The organism is Mumia xiangluensis, assembly GCF_010994095.1.
Lineage (GTDB): Bacteria > Actinomycetota > Actinomycetes > Propionibacteriales > Nocardioidaceae > Mumia > Mumia xiangluensis.
The window spans coordinates 245,430-261,255 of the sequence record NZ_WJYO01000003.1 but is presented as its reverse complement, the minus strand read 5'-3'; the positions used below and the strand labels follow the sequence as shown (position 1 = coordinate 261,255).

Here is a 15,826-nt window from a genome sequence, read left to right as displayed (position 1 = left end):
AAGTCGAGAGGGCATGGCAGAAAGTCCGACCAACGGCCCCTCCTGTCGGAACCGAAATCATAACCATCGTCGGGGGCCCTCCGGGCCGTTTCGCGGAGTCTGGCTCGCCCGAGCGGGTGACTTCACCACCTTCGAGACAGTGGCCCAGCAGGTCACTATGCTGGAGAGGCTCGGGGCACGGTGTCGTCGGGCGTCGAGAGAGAGCCGGAGGTGACGCGTGACTTTCTCGGAGTACGCCGCCATCCTTCAGCGGCGTTGGCGTGTGTGGGTGTCGTTCCTCGTGGTCGGCATCCTCGCAGCCGTCGCGTACAACGCGACCGCGACCGTCCGCTACACCTCGACAGCGACGGCCTTCGTGAACGTCTCCGACGGCAGCAGCGGCCAGCAGGCGCAGAACTTCCAGAACTCGCAGTTCGCCGTGCAGCGGGTCAAGTCGTACACCTCGCTCGTCGACAGCCCGCGGGTCCTCGAGCCGGTCATCATCGACCTGCGGCTCGACCTGACCGTCCGTGAGCTTGCTCGAAAGACCTCGATGACGAGCCCGCCTGACACGGTGGTGATGGAGGTCTCCGTCGTTGACGAGGATCCCGATCAGGCGGCTCTCATCGCAAACGCCGTGACCGAGTCGCTGGGCGCCGTGATCGAGGACATCGAGAGCAACGGCACCGTCTCACGCACCGGCGAGCCGGAGAGCAACGTCAGGGTCTCCATCACCGCGCCGGCGACGCCGCCGATCTCGCCGTCGTCGCCGCGGACGCTGATCAACCTCGTGCTGGGTGCGCTCCTCGGCCTCTCGGCGGGCATGGTGGCGGCCGTCGTCCGCAATCACTACGACCGACGGATCAAGAGCGCGGACGACGTCCGTGAGGTCACCGGCATCTCGCCGCTGGGCACGACGTCCCACCAGGCGGCCTCGCAGCGCATGCCGCTGGTCGCGCTCGACTGGCGGTCGGAGGCTGCCGAGCGCTTCCGCACCATCCGTACCGCGCTGCGGTTCGCCTCGATCGACCGCGAGGTGCGGCACTTCGTCGTCACATCACCGTTGTCGGGCGAGGGCAAGAGCACCGCTGCGTGCAACCTCGCGATCAGCCTCGCCCAGGGCGGTGCGTCGGTGTGTCTTGTGGAGGCCGACCTGCGCCGTCCACGCGCCGCCGGCTACCTGGGTGTGGATGGCAACCTCGGCCTTTCGGACGTGCTCGTCGGAGCGGCGACGCTCGACGACGTCCTCGTCAGCTGGAACCACGCCCTGCTCCAGATCCTGCCGGCCGGCTCGCTTCCCCCAGACCCCGTCGCGCTTCTGGAGTCGACGGCGATGGGCAACCTCGTCGAAGCCCTGTCGGAGCGCTTCGACGTCGTCGTGTACGACGCGCCGCCCATGCTTCCCGTCACCGACGCCACCGTGCTCGGGGAGAAGGTCGACGGACTCCTGCTGGTGGTCCGCTCAGGCAAGTCGCTCAAAGAGGACCTGACCCGCTCGCTCGACAAGGCAGACGCGGCACGGGTCAAGGTGCTCGGCACCGTGGTGGTGGGGGTTCGCCGCGAGGGGCGCTCAGGCGAGCACGCGTACGCCGCCGACGTGACATCACAACGCACGGAGCTGTCTCCGACCACCAACGAGCCTCCCGCCCGGGGCGAGGGCATCACGCACGCAGACGTCGAGGACGACGACCACCACCAGCCGCCAGCGGTCACCACCGCGATCATGCCCGCCGTCACCGATGCGCTCGCCCGTGGCTACCACTTCGAGCACGATGAGCACGACGAGGTCGACGGCGACGATGCCGACGATGCCTCAGCTGACGCGGTGTCCGGACGCGTTCAGCCCAGCACGTAACGGGCCTGCCCGGGCCCGGTGCCGTCGGAGGCGGATCGGACGACCGTGCTGAGCACGGATGCCATGGTGCTGGCGTTCTCGATGATCATGCGCGACACGACGGCGTGCGAGACAGGATCGACGGCCTTGTGTGCATCTGGCACGTCGTTGCCGTGCACCTCGACGCGTCGCCAGGGCTTGCGAGGAACGCGGTGCCGAGTGCTTCGTGGCATCTCGACGGTCCCCCGCAGGTCGGACATCTCGGCGACGAGCGCGAGGAGCGCATCGACAGGGTCGTCGTGCGTGGGGCGTTCCGTGCCGACGGCGTGCTCGGCGAGAACGGCCGCCTCGCGGAGGGTGAACGCCCGGGCATGCGACGTGGGCTGCAGTCGCACCACCGCGGCCCGCGACGGACGGTCGGCCGCGAGCACGAGGTCGGCAGCCTCGACGGCCCGCGTGGAGAGGGTCGTCGCCCGGTGAGCGATGAGCTCGGCGTCGGAGGTCCCGTGATCCTGCGCGACGACGGTGCAAGCGTGTTGCCCGTCGGCGGCGTTCTCGCCGGCACTCGCCACGACGAAGTGGGTGGGGCTGTCGGCCAGAGCACGGCTCAGCAACGTCTCGATGAATGGCGAGCGGCAGACGTTGGCGGAGCACACGGTGAGGATGCGGAACTTCATGCCATCTGCTTTCGCTTCGGGTGGGCGTAGATCGCCAGCGTTGTCGTGAAGAACACGATAAAGCTGACGGACGTGTCGAAGAGGCCGCTTTCCAAGATGCTGACGAGGGCCAGCATCACGATCACGGCAACGAAGAAGCCGCGCGTCGTGGGTCCGCAGCGGCGCGCCGCCACCAGGGTCGTGACGATCGCCAGCACCAGCGCGAGCACCCCGAGCAGGCCGACCTGCAGGTACGCGGACACCCACGTGCTGTCGAGGATCTGGGTGTCGCGGTACATCGCGGACACGGGGATCTGACGCAGGGCCAGCCCGCCGCCGATCAGGCGTTCGAGGAGGTTGCTCGGATAGTCGATCGCGGCGGACCAGGCGACCGTACGAGAGTTCAGGGTGAGCAGACTCGCGGTGTCACCTCGCCCGACGAACTCCGCCATCACCGAGGTGAGGCCGACGACGGCGGCGACGGCGGGGACGCTCATCACAGCGGCCGCGAACACGGGGATCGAGATCCTGGGCGCCAGCACCACGATGATCGCCATGGCGAGGACGAGGGCCGCCAGACCGGTCCGGGAGCCCGTCGCCCACACGAGCCCGAGCAGCAGGGGAAGACTGACGACGTCGAACATGGTCGCCGACCCGAAGATGCAGCGGTGCGCGACCGCGAGGGCCGGCAGGCTGAACATGAGGCAGACCTGGTTGGGGCCGATCGGCGGGATACCGCCCTCCAGCCGGCCGCTGGCGAGCGTGCCGACGCCGGTCAGGGTCGCGAACACCACGACCACCAGCATGGCGACGAGCATCGCGTTGACGACCTCGTCCCACGGTCGTGCCCGAGCCAGGAGCACGAGCGCCGCAGCGAGCATCGACAGCCGGATGACGAGGATCATCGACGCGACGGTCTCGTCGCTGATCAGCAGGGAGCTGATGACGGCGATGGAGAGGTATCCGAGCAACCCGAGCACGGGCGTGACCTCGACCTGGCTCCAACGGCGGTCGGGCTTCGGCAGTGTGAACGCCAGGCCGAGCGCGATGACGGTGAGCATCGCTTTGGCGACGACCACGACGTCGGCCCCGCCGGAGTAGTAGACGCCTCGTCTCCAGGAGATCGCCGAGACGACCAGCAGGATCATGATCAGCTGGAGCCGCGTGAACCGGATCCGCAGGCTGAATGGGCTGCCGTCGGCGGTCGGATTCGACGGCGCTCGCGTGTCGAGGGACGTGGCCGCGCTCATCGGACGACCGCTCGAGGCGTGTCCGTCGCGGGAGCTTCCCGCCGGACGACAGGGACGATGAGGAGCTGGCGGCAGAGGATGCCGCCGGCGAACGAGCCGAACGAGATCCACAGCGGGGCCCACTGCGTAGGTGACCCCAGCTGGAGGGCGAGAACGAGCAGAGCGATCGACAAGACGGAGTCAGACACGCGGATGCCGAAGACCTGGCCCGGGCGGCCGCGGACAGCTGCGAGGCTCCCGTACGGCAGGACGGCCGCGCACGATCCCGCGTAGACGGCCCACCCCACGACGGCGATGACGTCGATCTCGAACGAACCGCCGGTGACCACCGGCCCGAGAACCGGGAGCGCCACGACGGAGAGAAGGCTCGCACCGAGGGTGGCTGCGAGCATGGTCGCCGCTGCGCGGTCGGCTCTCGTGAGCAGCGCTTGCAGGGTGTGGTCGCTGCTGGCCGCGTACGACGAGAGCAGGTACGAGCCGAAACCTTGGACGACCAGCATCGCGGGTGCTACGTAGACACGCGCTGCTTCGAGCTCGCCGACGGCCGCCGCGCCCGCGGCCGCGAGCACGGTCCACCGCATGACGTTGAGCATCGTCGGACGCACGAACTGCTGGGCGGCGCGCCACGTGCCGAAACGGAGCACGCGGGCGAGGTCGGGTCGCGCCCAGGGGCGTACGGAGCGCTCGTGCCGGGGGACAAGCAGCCAACCCGTCACGCCGGAGGCGGCCTGCCCGGCAGCGAGCGCGAGCAGGAACCCAGCGACCGTCGGGGCGCCCGGCTGCGCGAGCACCGCGACGACGACCCCGGCCGTCACGACCAGCGAGACGAGGTCACCCACGACCAGACGCCAGAAGTGCATTGTGGCCATGAGCAGGCGACGTACAAGGTCGGCCGCGACGAACGCGCCAGTGGCGACCGCGAAGGTGAGGCATCCCGAGGGAGAGAGCGAGGTCCAGACGATGGCGCCCGCGTACGACAGCACGGTCGCGGCCACGACACTGGTCGCCGCAAGCACGACAAGTGCTGAACGCGTTCGCGCATCGCGGCGGTCGAGGACCGTGAGGCTGTCGCCGACGAGTCCCGTCGTCACCGCCGTCGTCATGACCACGGCACCGAAGAGGAGGGCGTACACGCCGAACCCGTCCGCGCCCAGGGAGCGGGCGGCGGCGACCTGAAGGAGGAAGCTCACGCCCGTCTGGGTGGCCTGGGCCACCAGCGCCACGAGCGCGGTCGGGACCCGCCGGCCGCGCGGAGCGTCGTCAGTCGGCGTGGCCAAGGCGACGCCCCGATGCTGCGCCACGGGTGGAGTACCCACGGGTCAGTCGTTCGAGCAGGTCGGCGTAGGCGTCTGCGACGTCTTCCCAGCGGTAGCGGCGCGAGGCCCGCTCCTGCAGCGATCGACCCAACGCGCGCGTCCCCTCCGGGTCGCCCTCGGCCTTCTCGACGAGTCGGGCGAGATCGTCGGGCGAGCTGAACACCGGTGCGGCGTCGCCGAGGACCTCACGGTTGAACACGACGTCGAAGGCGATGACCGGCGCTCCGGCTCCCATCGCTCGCAACAGCGACGGGTTGGTGCCGCCGACGGAGTGGCCGTGGAGATAGGTTGCAGCGTTCGCGTACAGCTGGTCGAGCTGAGCCTGGTCCCAGACCCCGCCGACCAAGCGGATGCGAGGGTCGTCGCTGGCGAGCGCCTCGATCTCGGCGGTGTAAGCGTCGGCGTACGGGGCCGACCCCACCACCACCAGGGGATGGTCGGCGCGCGACGCGCGATAGCCGGCGACGATCTCGCGGACGTGGTTCTCAGGCTCGAAGCGCGCCACCACGAGGTGGTAGCGACCCGGCGTCAGGTCGAGTTCAGCGATCCGGTCGGCGGCCGAGGAGTCGAGGATCGGTGCGCCGTACGGGACAAACGTGGTCTCGACGCCGAACTCGTCCTCGTAGTAGTCGGCGATGCCGACGGCGTCGGCGATCAGCGCGTCGGCCCACCGGACAGACGCGGACTCGGCCGTCCGGTAGTAGCGCCGACCCGCGCCGCTCCACTTCGCCCGCTGCCACTCCAAGCCGTCCACGTGGACGGCCACGGGGGTCCGACGCAGCCTCAGCCCCGGGACGAACGGCGCGTTGGCGGCGTTGAAGACGACCGCCGCGTCGAAGCGCCGTCTGCGGGTCACCGCGTGCGCGACGGACAGCGCGGTGTGGGACAGCGTCTCGAGGGTCTTGCGGCGGACCGCCGGCAGGTGGACGAGGTGCATCCCGAGGTAGGTCCGCGGGCGGTCCTCGTCCTCGACGGTGCGGCAGTAGACCCAGACCTCGTGGCCGGAGTCGGCGAGACGTCGCCCGATCTCCTCGACTGCGGTCTCGAAGCCTCCGTACCGGGCGGGGACCCCGCGGGTGCCGATCAGTGCCACCTTCATCGGTCCATCGCCTTCAGTTCGCGCCACCACTTGCGGAGGACGACCACCAGGACGAGCGCGTTGATCGCGAACAACGCGGTGTAGCCGGCGAAGTAGAGAGTCGGCCATCCCATCAGCACGAAGACCCAGCAGAAGATGCCGTAGTCGGTCGGCAGGATCGCCCACGTGCGGAGCGGGTTCTCCGGAGTCAGGTCGTCGGACGGAGCCGGGGTGCCCTGGCGCAGCAGCGGCATCATGATCAGCCCGAAGAACGTCACCATGTCGACGATCTGGAACCCGACCGGGACGAGCAGCGCCCACTCGGGCTCGACCGGGGGGAAGCGGTAGAACGAGATCAGCACCGCGAGGTGGAAGCTACAGGTCTTGAAGCAGTCCACGGTGTGGTCGAGCCACTCGCCGCTGCGCGAACCGGTGCCGGTGAGCCTCGCGATCTGCCCGTCGACCGAGTCCATGACGTACCCGCCGGCGAGCAGGAGGGACACGGCGATGCCGACGCCGAGGCTGGGGTCGGCGAGGCAGAGGAGCAGGAGGCCTGAGAACGAGAGCGTGGCGCTCACGGCGGTGGCCTGGTTGGGCGTCACCCCGAAGGCCGCCGCGACCGCCGCGACACGCCGACCGAGCGGGCGGTTCACGTAGCGGGAGTACGCGGCGGTGCCTCGCGACGGCTTCTGAGCGGCCGACAGCGCCGCCACGTTGGAGCGGATTCGTGACGTGCGCGACATCTCGGTGACAGGCATGGGGACTCTCGGTGAAGGGTGCGGTCTTCGCACGACAGTCTCCCACCTGCGTGGGCCGAGCCGCGGCGGAACGCGAGGATTCGGGCGGCCCCTGGCCGAGCGGGGGCGATTATGGACATTCCGCGACGAGATGCCCCTCTGTCGCTCTACTCTCGTGCTGGAAGTCTCGGAGAGGGGATGCCATGAGCCACGTCGTCGGGTACGCACCCGGGGTCTACGACCTGTTCCACGTCGGCCACCTCAATGTGCTCAAGCAGGCCAAGGCCCGCTGCGACTTTCTCATCGCCGGCGTCGTCTCCGACGAGATGTGCGCGCACGCGAAGGGCTTCGAACCATTCGTGCCGGTCGCGGAGCGCGTCGAGATCGTGCGGCACATCAACGTGGTGGACGATGTCCACGTCGAGGTCGTCCCGGACAAGCTTGCGACGTGGGAGGTGCTGCGCTTCGACCGCATCTTCAAGGGCGACGACTGGCGCGGCACACCGCGGGGAGACAAGCTCGAGCGTGACTTCGCGACCGTGGGCGTGGAGGTTGTCTACTTCCCCTACACGGTGCACACGTCGAGCACCCAGCTCAGGCGCGCGCTGCGTCAGGTCGGCGGCGCCCCCGCGCTGGCGGCCGAGGCCTGAGACTTCCGGCTCAGCGGTCTGCCGCTGACGCGATCACGTCCTGCATCTCCTCGGCGTAGCGCTGCGGCGAGAACATCTCCTCGGCGCGCGCTCGACCGCCGGCGACCAGCGCGGCGTACAGCTCGGGATCGTCGAGGATCCGCGCGACCTGCGACGCCATCGCGTCTGCGTCGTCGACCGGCGCCAGGAGTCCGGACTCACCGTCGACGACCGACTCGAGATGTCCCTGCACGGCGGTCGCCACGACCGCCCGACCGGCGAGCTGAGCCTCGATCACGGCGTTGCCGAGCGACTCCCCGCGCGAGGGTGCGAGCAGCACGTGGGCCCGCCCGAGCTCAGGCCAGACCGGTGCCACGTGCCCGGCGAACTGCACCCGCCCGGCCAACGGCGAGGTCGAGGCGCGCGCGTGCAGCTCCGCCTCGTACGCCGCCTGGTCGGGGAGTGCGCTCCCGCAGAGCGCGAGCTCAACGTCCCGCCCCTGTGCGAGGAGCCGCTCCAGGACGTCGAGCGCGACGTGAGGGGCCTTGCGCACGGACAGACGCCCGACGACGACCAGACGCCGAGGGCCCTCGGGCGGGGGTGCCTGGATGGGACCCGGCCCGCGTACGCCGTTGTGGACGAGCCGGACCCGCCCGCCGAGTCGGGGGTTGACGTCGGCGAGCTCGGCGATCGTGGCGCTGCTGTTGGCGACGACCGTCGTCGCCAACGAGAGCGGACGGGCGAGGGCGATCCGCAGCGGACGCGGGTCCGACTGCTCGGCCTCGTGGACGTGGCACACGACAGGGACGCGGCACGTGCGTGCGAGGGCGGTCCACCACGGGAGCGTGAGCGTGTTGACCAGCACGACATCGGGACGGGTACGGCGCACGAGCCGCCAGGCGCGGGGTGCCGCAGCCGCGACGTCGCGCACCAGGCGCAGGAGGCCGACCGGGGATGCGTACGCCCTCCGCAGCGCAGGGAACCCGAGGGCGGCGGCCTCGGCGCCCTCGGCCTGCATCATCGCGACGAGAGGGCCGTCGCTCCCGGTGGCCACGCGGACCCGCCAGCCGGCTGCGACCAGGGCGCGAACGGTCTCACGCAGCTGCAGGTCAGAGCCGTAGACGTCGGCCGACGGCGTGGCTACCAGCACTGTGCCGCGAGGCGTCCTGGACGGGGGCATGCGGTGTGGTCCTCCTCGTGTCGCGCCACGTCAGCGTAGCGGGCGCGGCGCCCGAGGGGGGGGCTAGGTCGAGTGATCGCCAGCGCACGACAGAATGGCCGCATGACCTTCGCTGACGACGGCGCCCTGGCAGTCTGGCTGGCCGAACAGGCCGGTACGGAGCTCTTGGAGGTCCGCCGCGGCGGACTGGAGGGAAAGGCGCTCAAGGACGCCGGGGACGCGGCCAGCCAGGCGGTGCTCGCGCGGCTGCTGGCGGAGCACCGGCCGGACGACGCGGTGCTCAGCGAGGAGGCTGCCGACGATCGGGTGCGGGTCTCGGCCGAGCGCGTGTGGATCATCGACCCGCTCGACGGCACCCGCGAGTTCTCCGAGCCCCCGCGCGACGACTGGGCCGTCCACGTAGCGCTCTGGGAGCGTGGCGACCTGACCGTCGGCGCGGTCGCGCAGCCCGCCCTGGGGGAGATCTTCAGCACGGCGTCGCCGCTGAGCGTCCCGCCGCGACGCGACGGGCCGGTGCGGATCGCAGTCAGCCGCAGCCGCCCGCCCGCCTTCGTCGGTGAGCTCGCCGAGGAGATCGGGGCCGAGCTGGTCCCGATGGGGTCGGCAGGCGTGAAAGTGATGTCGGTCGTCCGCGACCTGACCGACGTGTACGTTCACGCCGGCGGGCAGTACGAGTGGGACTCGGCCGCCCCTGTGGCGGTTGCGCGAGCCGCCGGGCTTTCCACCAGTCGCGCCGACGGCAGTCCGCTCGAGTACAACCGAGAGAACCCGTGGCTCCCAGACCTCCTCGTGTGCCGCCCCGAGCTTGCCGAGACCGTCGCGACGTTCGTCGCGAGCCGTCTCGGTTGAGGTCAGCCTCACCCCGTCGATCGGCTCGTTCGCGCGCGGAGAAGGCACCGACATGCGTACGCTGACGCTGCGATGAACGAGAGCCCTACGACCGACGAGTCCACGTCCGACGACGCGTCGCCGCCGACCGAGCCCGCACGCCGAAGGCACACCCTGCGTAAGGTCCTTCTCGGCCTACTGGCGTGCCTCGTGGTGCTCGCGCTCGCCCTCGGCGGCACCGCCTGGTACCTGCAGGAGCGGCTGGTGGGCCAGGTCGACCGCGTCGAGGACGCGTTCTCCGGCTTGGAGAACCGCCCCGCCCCGGCGAAGGGCGACGGGGTGAACATCCTCGTCATGGGCACCGACCGGCGGTCGGACGAGCCCACGACAGGCGACGACGCTGAGGCACCCGCATGGCTGCCGGGCGAGCAGCGCACCGACTCGCTGATGGTCCTGCACGTCGACGCGGACCGTGAGGGTGCGTCGATCGTGTCCATCCCGCGTGACTCCTGGGTCACGATCCCCGGGTACGGCCAGAACAAGATCAACGCGGCGTTCTCCATCGCGGGCCCGTCCCTGGCCGTCGCGACCGTGGAGCAGTTGACCGACCTTCGCATCGACCACATCGCGATCGTCGACTGGGATGGTTTCCGCGAGCTCACCGACGAGCTGGGCGGGGTCGAGGTCGTCGTCCCGGAGACCGTCCACGACTCCGCACGGAACAAGACGTGGGAGGCGGGCAAGCACCGGATGAACGGCGACGAGGCGCTGCTCTACGTCCGTCAGCGGTACGGACTGGCGGGTGGCGACTTCGACCGGATCAAGCGGCAGCAGAACTTCCTCCGTGCGCTGATGCGGCAGACGCTGTCCAGCGACACGCTGGCCAGTCCGACGAAGGCCTACGGCGTCCTCGATGCGGTGACGAAGCACTTGACCGTCGACGCCGAGTGGACCACCGGCGACATGCGAGGCCTCCTGATCTCGCTGCGCAGCTTGCGCGCCGCCGACGTCGCCTTCACCACCGCACCGGTCAGGGGCACGGGACGCGAAGGCGCGCAGAGCGTCGTACGCCTTGACCGCGACAAGGGGCGTGAGCTGTGGGGTGCGGTCCGCGAGGACCGCGCCGACGAGTGGGTGGAGGCCCACGGCGCGGGTCTGCCGGCGTCGGTGAGCTGACGACCGGTCGAAAAGGATCTCGCCACGAGTTGGTGAAATGTCTGGATGGTGGCGCTCTGGCCTGTGTCAACCTGACCGAGTTGTCCACCGGTCGGTCTCGGGCGACCTCGAATCACACCGGGGGAACCACACCATGAGACGAGCACCCGTACTCGTCGTCGGTGCCGCAGCCGCGATCGGCCTGGCCCTGACGATCTCACCCGCTCAGGCGCACGGCGGCCACAAGCCGCCGCCGCCTCCGACGCCGACGACGCTGGCCGAAGGGCTGCTGACGCCGCTCAGCCTCGCGGTCGGAGCCGACGGTACTTCGTACGTCACCCAGAACTTCGCAGGGACCTTGAACAGGGTCCCCAGGCGCGGCGGCGCGCCGACGGAGCTGTACGCCTCCGGCGGGGCGGAGGTCGGCGGCGTCTCCGTGAAGGGCCGCACCGTCTACTTCGCCGAGACAGGCTTCACCGGCGACCCGGCCACGAACGGGTTCACCGGGATCAAGTCGATCGACTCGCGCGGCAAGGTTCGCGTGCTGGCCGACACGGGGAAGTACGAGGAGAAGTACAACCCGAACGCAGACGTCGAGTACGGCGCGCGGGACATCAGCGACGAGTGCCTGGCGCAGGTGCCGACCGGGCCGGAGTTCCCTCCCGTGAAGTACACCGGCGACATCAACCCGCATCCGTACGCGACGCTCCCGGCCGCACACGGCACCGTGTTCGTCGCCGACGCCGGCGCCAACACGATCCAGCGGATCAGCGCACGCGGCAAGATCACGACGTTGGCGCTGCTGCCGCCGATCCCGGCGACCGTGACACCCGAGATCGCCGCGCAGTTCGGGTTCCCCGAGTGTGTCGTTGGTCTGACGTACTGGGGTGACCCGGTCCCGACCGACCTGGAGTGGGGGCCGGACGGCTGGATCTACGTCACGCTCCTGCCAGGTGGCCTCGAGGCGCCGGGAAGCGGCGCGGTCTACAAGGTCCACCCGTGGACGGGGAAGTTCAAGAAGGTGGCGTCGGGCTTCACCTCGTCGACGAACCTTGCGGTGGACCGCAAGGGCAACATCTACGTGTCCGAGCTGTTCGGTGGACGGATCGCCGTGCTGAAGAAGGGAGCAAAGACGCCGTCGACCTTCGTCGAGGCTCTCATGCCAGCAGCCGTCGAGCTGTCGCCGAAGGGTCTGTACGCGACGACCGGCGCGCTGATCGGCGCACCGACCGGACCTGAGCCGCCGACCGACCCACCGGGCGGCATGGTGGTGAAGTACCCGCTGCCGAAGTGGCACGGCCACCATCACCGGTAGGTCCCGGAGCTGGCAGGGGTGCGGCGGGACGGGTCCCGTCGCACCCCTGATCAGGCCCCGCGTGCCAAGCGGACGTCCGTCGGCGCAGCGCGTCTGACCGGCGGACTATCCTGGGGGCCTATGTCTTTGCACGCCTTGGCCGAGGCCGTCGCAGCCGACTCCACCCTTGCCCGCGTGGTCTCCGACCGCCGGTCCGGAGTGACCGCCCTCGACGTTTCCGCCCCACCGTCCGTCCGCCCTTTTCTCGCCGCCACGCTCGTGCCGGCGAGCTCCTGCGTCCTCGTCGTGACCGCGACCGCACGCGAGGCCGAGACGTTGACCGAGGAGATCGGGTCCTTGATCGGGCCCGACAACGTGGTCGACTTCCCGGCCTGGGAGACGCTGCCGCACGAGCGCCTCTCGCCGCGCTCCGACACGGTCGGACGCCGCCTCGCGGTCCTCCGCCGGATCGTCCACCCCGGCTCGACGCCGGACGCCAAGCCGCTCCAGGTCGTCGTCGCGCCGATCCGGTCCGTGCTGCAACCGCAGGTGAAGGGCCTCGCGGACCTCGAGCCGGTGGCGCTGCGCCGCGGCGAGGACGCCGTGCTCGAGGACGTCGTCCGCGGTCTGGCGGACGCCGCGTACACCCGGGTCGACCTCGTCACCAAGCGCGGCGAGTTCGCGGTCCGCGGCGGCATCATCGACGTGTTCCCGCCGACCGAGGACCACCCGCTCCGCGTCGAGTTCTTCGGCGACGAGGTCGACGAGATCCGGCACTTCTCCGTCGCAGACCAGCGCTCGACCGACCCGGTGGAGCACGTGTGGGCGCCCCCGTGCCGCGAGCTGCTGCTGACCGACGACGTCCGCGCGAAGGCACGCGAGCTCGCCGAGGCCCACCCCGAGCTCGGCGAGATGCTCGAGAAGCTCGCCGAGGGACAGTCCGTCGAGGGCATGGAGTCCCTCGCGCCTGCGCTGGTCGACGGCATGGAGCTCCTCGTCGACCTGCTGCCGGCCGACGCGACGATCCTCGTCTGCGACCCCGAACGCGTCCGGACCCGGGCGCACGACCTCGTGGCGACCAGCGAGGAGTTCCTCGCGGCGTCGTGGGCGGCGGCCGCGGGCGGCGGCAAAGCACCGATCGACCTCGGGGCCGCCGCGTACTGGTCGCTCGCCGACGTTCGCCAGCACGCGCTCGCGTCGGGGCGTGCGTGGTGGTCGACGTCGCCGTTCCTGGTGGACGAGGGTCTCGATACGCCCTCGCCTGGCGGCTCGGGCTACTCGACCAGCGGGGGGAGTGCTGGCGGCTCGGGCTACTCGACCAGCGGGGGGAGTGCTGGCGGCTCGGGCTACTCGACCAGCGGGGGGAGTGCTGGCGGCTCGGGCTACTCGACCAGCGGGGGTGAGACGGAGGTTTCGCCGGTTGAGCGAGCGAAGCGAGTCGAAACCGACTTCGACCGCTACGACACCGACGGCGTGAACCTGCCGTTCGCGCCCACCCCGTCGTACCGCGGCGAGGTCGAGCGCGCCCTCGTCGACCTCAAGGGGTGGATGGCCACCGGGACGCGTGTCGTCCTGGTCACCCCCGGCGAGGGCCAGGCGGCGCGCAGCGTCGAGGTGCTCGCGGAGCACGACATCGCCGGGCGCTTCCACGCCGAGCACCACCAGCCAGCCGTGACGGTCGATGACCTGACGCCGCACGTCGTCCACGTGATGTGCGGCGAGATCGACCACGGCTTCGTCGCCGAGGGGATCAACCTCGTCGTCCTCACCCAGGAGGACCTGGTCGGGCAGACGGCGGCGACCGCGCGCGGCGAGCGCAAGATGCCGTCGCGCCGCCGCAAGCAGATCGACCCGCTCGAGCTCGCTCCCGGCGACCACGTGGTCCACGATCAGCACGGCGTCGGCAAGTACGTCGAGATGATGCAGCGGACCATCCAGGGGGCGGTCCGCGAGTACCTCGTCATCGAGTACGCCGCCTCCAAGCGTGGTCAGCCCGCGGACCGTCTGTTCGTCCCGACGGACCAGCTCGACCAGATCACCCGGTACGTCGGTGGCGAGCAGCCGAGCCTCGACCGGCTGGGCGGCGCCGACTGGAGCAAGCGCAAGTCCCGTGCCCGCAAGGCCGTGAAGGAGATCGCGGGGGAGCTGATCAAGCTGTACGCCGCGCGGCAGGCGACCCAGGGGCACACCTTCGGCCCTGACACGCCGTGGCAGCGCGAGCTCGAGGACGCCTTCCCGTACCACGAGACCCCGGACCAGCTCGCGACGATCGACGAGGTCAAGCGCGACATGGAACGCCCGGTCCCGATGGACCGTCTGGTGTGCGGCGACGTCGGCTACGGCAAGACCGAGATCGCCGTCCGTGCGGCGTTCAAGGCGATCCAGGACGGCATGCAGGTCATCGTCCTCGTGCCGACGACGCTGCTCGTGCAGCAGCACTTCGCGACGTTCTCCGAGCGCTACGCGCAGTTCCCGGTGGTCCTGAGGGCACTGTCACGGTTCCAGACCGAGAAGGAGTCCAAGGAGGTCCTCGACGGTCTGGCGGACGGCTCGATCGACCTCGTCATCGGTACCCACCGGCTTCTGCAGAAGGGCGTCAAGATCCCGAAGCTCGGGCTCGTGATCGTCGACGAGGAGCAGCGCTTCGGTGTCGAGCACAAGGAGGCGCTGAAGACGCTGCGCGCGGCAGTCGACGTGCTGTCGATGTCGGCGACGCCGATCCCGCGGACGCTCGAGATGGCGGTGACGGGCATCCGTGAGATGTCGACGATCCAGACACCGCCCGAGGAGCGGCACCCCGTGCTGAGCTTCGTCGGCCCGTACGAGGACCGGCAGGTCGTCGCCGCGATCCGCCGCGAGCTGCTGCGCGACGGGCAGGCGTTCTACATCCACAACCGCGTCAACTCGATGGACAAGGCCGTCAAGCGTCTGAAGGACCTGGTGCCGGAGGCGCGGATCGCGATGGCGCACGGGCAGATGGGGGAGCACCAGCTCGAGCAGATCATGGTGGACTTCTGGGAGAAGAAGTACGACGTGCTCGTCTGCTCGACGATCGTCGAGTCGGGTCTCGACGTCTCCAACGCCAACACGATGATCGTGGAGCGGGCCGACATGCTCGGTCTCTCGCAGCTGCACCAGCTCCGCGGGCGCGTCGGGCGCTCGCGGGAGCGGGCGTACGCCTACTTCCTCTACCCGCCGGAGAAGCCGCTCACCGAGACCGCGCACGAGCGGCTCTCGACGATCGCGCAGCACTCCGAGCTCGGTGGCGGCATGGCGATCGCCATGAAGGACCTCGAGATCCGCGGAGCGGGCAACCTGCTCGGCGGCGAGCAGTCGGGCCACATCGCCGACGTCGGGTTCGACCTGTACGTGCGCCTGGTCGGCGAGGCCGTCACGGAGTTCCGCGGCGACCGCGGCGAGGAGGTTCTCGAGGTCAAGCTCGAGCTCCCGGTCGACGCGCACCTGCCGCACGACTACGTGGAGAGCGAGCGCCTGCGGCTGGAGATGTACAAGCGGCTCGCCGACGTGCGCTCCGATGCCGAGGTCGCGGAGGTCCGCGAGGAGCTCGTCGACCGGTACGGCGAGCCGACGGCGCCGGTCGAGGCGCTGCTCGGCGTGGCGCGGCTACGGGTGCGGGCGCGCGACGTCGGCATCTCCGAGCTCACCGTCGCCGGCAACAACATCCGCATCCTGGGTGTCGACCTGCCGGAGTCGCGCCAGCTGCGGCTCAAGCGGGTCTATCCGGGCTCCGTGGTGAAGGCGACCGCAAACCTCCTTCTCGTCCCGCGGCCCAAGACCGCGAAGGTCGGCGGTCAGCCGTTGCGCGACACCGAGCTCATGGACTGGTGCCGCACGCTGATCGACACCGTGATCGCCTCGTCCGCCTAGCG

Annotated in this window: 12 protein-coding genes; 6 read left to right on the top strand and 6 right to left on the bottom strand. The window is 70.3% G+C overall.

Translation table 11 applies throughout. From position 1 onward, the window contains the following. Positions 1-217 precede the first annotated feature (217 nt). Positions 218-1,834, top strand: a complete 1,617-nt coding sequence (locus tag GH747_RS11555; protein ID WP_149769734.1) for a tyrosine-protein kinase domain-containing protein — start codon at positions 218-220, stop codon at positions 1,832-1,834. Here GH747_RS11555 and GH747_RS11550 read toward each other — a convergent pair. From GH747_RS11550 to GH747_RS11530, 5 genes are read right to left on the bottom strand one after another with little or no spacing between them, the layout of a single operon-like run. Next, complete coding sequence (locus tag GH747_RS11550; protein ID WP_149769733.1) at positions 1,819-2,490, bottom strand: arsenate reductase/protein-tyrosine-phosphatase family protein; 672 nt, start codon at positions 2,488-2,490, stop codon at positions 1,819-1,821. The genes GH747_RS11555 and GH747_RS11550 overlap by 16 nt on opposite strands. Beyond that, positions 2,487-3,719, bottom strand: a complete 1,233-nt coding sequence (locus GH747_RS11545; protein WP_149769732.1) for a hypothetical protein — start codon at positions 3,717-3,719, stop codon at positions 2,487-2,489. The genes GH747_RS11550 and GH747_RS11545 overlap by 4 nt, the downstream gene beginning before the upstream one ends. Next, a complete protein-coding gene (locus GH747_RS11540; protein WP_149769731.1) occupies positions 3,716-4,996 on the bottom strand; it encodes a polysaccharide biosynthesis protein in 1,281 nt (426 codons plus the stop codon). Before GH747_RS11540 ends, GH747_RS11545 begins: the two co-directional genes overlap by 4 nt. Further along, a complete protein-coding gene (locus GH747_RS11535; protein WP_149769730.1) occupies positions 4,980-6,134 on the bottom strand; it encodes a DUF1972 domain-containing protein in 1,155 nt (384 codons plus the stop codon). The genes GH747_RS11540 and GH747_RS11535 overlap by 17 nt, the downstream gene beginning before the upstream one ends. After that, positions 6,131-6,871: a CDP-alcohol phosphatidyltransferase family protein gene (locus GH747_RS11530; RefSeq protein WP_205602909.1), complete on the bottom strand. Its 741-nt coding sequence runs from the start codon at positions 6,869-6,871 to the stop codon at positions 6,131-6,133. The genes GH747_RS11535 and GH747_RS11530 overlap by 4 nt, the downstream gene beginning before the upstream one ends. A 182-nt stretch (positions 6,872-7,053) precedes the next feature. Between GH747_RS11530 and GH747_RS11525 the strand changes: the two genes are divergently transcribed. Beyond that, positions 7,054-7,500 (top strand): FAD synthase family protein, encoded by a 447-nt coding sequence (locus GH747_RS11525; RefSeq protein WP_149769729.1) that lies wholly within the window; start codon positions 7,054-7,056, stop codon positions 7,498-7,500. Between the two features lie 10 nt (positions 7,501-7,510). On the opposite strand, the gene GH747_RS11520 is transcribed toward GH747_RS11525, so the two are convergent. Continuing rightward, on the bottom strand, positions 7,511-8,659 hold the full coding sequence (locus GH747_RS11520) for a glycosyltransferase family 4 protein (RefSeq protein ID WP_149769728.1): 1,149 nt from the start codon (positions 8,657-8,659) through the stop codon (positions 7,511-7,513). Between the two features lie 102 nt (positions 8,660-8,761). On the opposite strand from GH747_RS11520, the gene GH747_RS11515 reads away from it, so the two are divergent. The 4 genes from GH747_RS11515 (at position 8,762) to mfd (ending at position 15,824) form a co-directional block, all read left to right on the top strand. Further along, positions 8,762-9,508 carry a 3'(2'),5'-bisphosphate nucleotidase CysQ gene (locus GH747_RS11515; RefSeq protein WP_149769727.1) on the top strand — a complete coding sequence of 249 codons (747 nt, stop codon included), beginning with the start codon at positions 8,762-8,764 and terminating at the stop codon, positions 9,506-9,508. Positions 9,509-9,580: 72 nt separating this feature from the next. After that, the gene (locus GH747_RS11510) at positions 9,581-10,663 is read left to right on the top strand and encodes an LCP family protein (RefSeq protein WP_149769726.1); all 1,083 of its coding nucleotides are present in this window, start codon (positions 9,581-9,583) and stop codon (positions 10,661-10,663) included. A 133-nt stretch (positions 10,664-10,796) separates the two neighbouring features. After that, on the top strand, positions 10,797-11,957 hold the full coding sequence (locus GH747_RS11505) for a ScyD/ScyE family protein (RefSeq protein WP_163695535.1): 1,161 nt from the start codon (positions 10,797-10,799) through the stop codon (positions 11,955-11,957). A gap of 120 nt (positions 11,958-12,077) precedes the next feature. After that, the gene (gene mfd, locus GH747_RS22275; RefSeq protein ID WP_163695532.1) at positions 12,078-15,824 is read left to right on the top strand and encodes a transcription-repair coupling factor; all 3,747 of its coding nucleotides are present in this window, start codon (positions 12,078-12,080) and stop codon (positions 15,822-15,824) included. The last annotated feature ends 2 nt before the right edge of the window (positions 15,825-15,826 follow it).